At 54.6% G+C, this 2,487-nt stretch carries 6 protein-coding genes; 3 read left to right on the top strand and 3 right to left on the bottom strand.

Annotated features, from left to right (window positions below):
* The coding region (locus MLC59_RS19580; RefSeq protein ID WP_248237279.1) for a hypothetical protein at nucleotides 1-338 on the top strand (338 nt) is incomplete at its 5' end.
* Nucleotides 339-353: 15 nt separating this feature from the next.
* Here MLC59_RS19580 and relB read toward each other — a convergent pair.
* From relB to MLC59_RS19565, 3 genes are all read right to left on the bottom strand, one after another.
* On the bottom strand, nucleotides 354-518 hold the full coding sequence (gene relB, locus MLC59_RS19575; protein ID WP_248237278.1) for a type II toxin-antitoxin system RelB family antitoxin: 165 nt from the start codon (nucleotides 516-518) through the stop codon (nucleotides 354-356).
* Nucleotides 505-1,218: a hypothetical protein gene (locus MLC59_RS19570; RefSeq protein WP_248237277.1), complete on the bottom strand. Its 714-nt coding sequence runs from the start codon at nucleotides 1,216-1,218 to the stop codon at nucleotides 505-507. Before MLC59_RS19570 ends, relB begins: the two co-directional genes overlap by 14 nt.
* Nucleotides 1,219-1,531: 313 nt before the next feature.
* Nucleotides 1,532-1,726, bottom strand: a complete 195-nt coding sequence (locus MLC59_RS19565) for a hypothetical protein (protein ID WP_248237276.1) — start codon at nucleotides 1,724-1,726, stop codon at nucleotides 1,532-1,534.
* Between the two features lie 329 nt (nucleotides 1,727-2,055).
* Here MLC59_RS19565 and MLC59_RS19560 point away from each other — a divergent pair, with 329 nt between their 5' ends.
* Complete coding sequence (locus tag MLC59_RS19560) at nucleotides 2,056-2,304, top strand: type II toxin-antitoxin system Phd/YefM family antitoxin (protein WP_248237275.1); 249 nt, start codon at nucleotides 2,056-2,058, stop codon at nucleotides 2,302-2,304.
* Nucleotides 2,294-2,487 (top strand): type II toxin-antitoxin system RelE family toxin (locus MLC59_RS19555; RefSeq protein WP_248237274.1); only part of this gene is annotated, 194 nt, incomplete at its 3' end. The genes MLC59_RS19560 and MLC59_RS19555, both read left to right, overlap by 11 nt.

Below are 2,487 nucleotides of genomic sequence, written 5' to 3'. Positions count from 1 at the left end.
AGAAAAGCGGTAGGTTTGCGGTGCCGGTTTGCTCCAAAGAGGTAGGTTCAGTGAGCCGGTTTGGCCACTGTCGTAGTCCCTCCAGGCCACCAGGTTTCAGAAAGTCATACAAAATCAAAAAAATACCGCTGTTGATTGATCAAATAATCGCCAAACTGGCTCGACCAGTGCGCGAATCGTTGCTGGAAAAAAGCGGTAGGTTTGCGGTGCCGGTTTGGCGAAAAGCGGTAGGTTCAGTGAGCCGGTTTGGCCAAAATGACAATCGTGGGCAGTTCCAGAGCGTTGTGGCACAGCGCCATGGTAGCGTTATCGGCAATGAGCTGGTTGTTATTCTCTGAGTGAGGTAGGCGCACTTATGTTTGCTGTTTGCGTTCAGCCTCTTCAATGATCGCGTCTATTCGGGCCATTACCTCACCGTGGGGAGTGCCGGGGCCGGCCAGCGAAGCGGCGACCTTGTTACGAAACCAGCGGTCATAGCGGGCTGCGTGTTCTTCGGTCTCGATCTCAGATTCGTGCATCGGATCGCTCCATAAACTCACTGATCTCCCGTTCCAGGCGGGCATGCACATCCAGCAGATCATCTCGGTCAACAGGCCGTTCTTTATTAAGACGGTTTCGGGATTTCTGGCGCTCAAGCTCAGCACGCTGTTCCGCATAAACATAGTGCAGCACGCCCACCCCAAGGCTGGCACTTTCTTCCTCGTTCATGTGCTTGCGCAGCCGCTTGAACTGTTCCGGCGTGGGTGGGATCTGGCGTTTTGCCTCAATGTCCTTCTGGCGGATACCGAAAGCTTCGCCCCACAGCCTAACGGCGCGGTCCCAGGCTTTGGAGAGGGGCTGGTTCTCTGTGATGGCGATGCGTATGGGATTGCCCGGTGCGTTTACCTGGAAGTAACACTGTTCCGCCTGGTTTCCGCCGATGGTCCCGATGCCCAGGGTGATGCCCTGAAACCCCACGCCCCGGAAGGGTTTGACTCGCGGGTGCTCGGTACTAATGAAGTCCAGGTATTTGATGGCCGCCGCCCGCATGGCCCAGCGGGTTTCATAGTACTCAGCGCGGGTTTCCTGGTAGCGGCGCCAGAGCGTTTCGGGCACGGCGTCACTGGGACGGCGCAGGCTGAAGTACTTCTGATAGCGTTTGCCACGAATCATCGCAGCGACACGCCAACCGTAGAATCCGGACGAGAGTTCGCCCTTGTCGTAGAACTGAATCGCCATGGGTGGCTGAATCATCCTTTTGTGGTGAGGTGACAATGCATCGACAGACCAATGGGGACACCGATGGGCAAGACCCGAGGATGTCGGGCCACAGATTCCGGCAGCGCCTGCCAGGCATCGGTGCGTTGTAGTTCAGTGAGGGCCGCACTGCGGGATTGCAACCCGGCCCAGACTCGATCCGGTGAATGTGCGAAGCGTTGAATGACGCTCTGCCAATCTGGGTTCCCATCCTTTTGCCAGTCCCTGGGCCAGGTGGTGCTCCAGGCGATACCGTCTTCGTCCATCACCATGGGTGACACATCATAGATGGGCGTCAGTTCCAGGCCGTGGAACGTTCGATGGAACGACGTATGCGCCCGTGGTTGTCGCTGTTACCAAGCAACCGGTTAATGTGATCCCGGATAAGGTATTCGACCAGCATTCCATCCGGATCACTGGCCATCGGCAGAATGACGTCCAGCGCATCGATGTGGCTCAGCCGGGCACCGTTACCAATCTTGCCCATCACATTATACAGGGACTCCACCGGATAACGACGATTGCCTTGGAACGCTACCGCACCGGCACAAAGTCGTTATCGCCGGTAACCACGACAGGGCCTTCCAGGAAGCGCCAGAGTTGGTCCAGGAGACGCTAATCTATGCGTGTTGAGAACCCACGGTCCACCAAGACGCATCGTTAAGCCAGGGTGCTGGATCAGAGAAAGGAGTTAACAAGGTAATAAAGTCAGTAGCCCAAAAATTGCTTCATGCAATCCATCAAAAGGTCTTTCCCTTGCACATGAGCCCGACCTCCCTTACGTTATGACCTGTTAACTGGTCTTTTTCGGGGGAAGTTATGACTAATCAAATCTATTCTGAGGTGACCGCAAGCATTTCAGAGCTCAAAAAAAATCCGATGGCGGCCGTGAATTCCGGAGAGGGGTTTCCAATCGTCGTTCTAAACCGGAACAAACCGGCATTCTACTGCGTTCCAGCTGAAATCTACGAAGCCATGCTAGACCGCCTCGACAACCAAGAGCTAGTGGCCATCGTGAAAGAGAGGCTTGTAGAACCAAGTATTCGAGTCGATTTAAATGAGCTATAAGTATTCGCTTGCATTCAAGCCATCCGCTTTGAGGGAATGGTGGAAGCTCGCTCCGGCAATTCGAGATCAGTTTAAGAAGAAGCTAACGAAGCACCTCGATGATCCTCACGTTCCAGCTGACGCCCTGTCAGGGCTGCAAGGTTGCTACAAAATCAAACTAAAGAGTGTTGGATATCGCCTGGT

Source organism: Marinobacter bryozoorum, assembly GCF_023156245.1.
Taxonomy (GTDB): domain Bacteria; phylum Pseudomonadota; class Gammaproteobacteria; order Pseudomonadales; family Oleiphilaceae; genus Marinobacter; species Marinobacter bryozoorum.
Note: the sequence above shows the minus strand (reverse complement) of the source record. Positions and strands in the feature narration are given on the sequence as shown.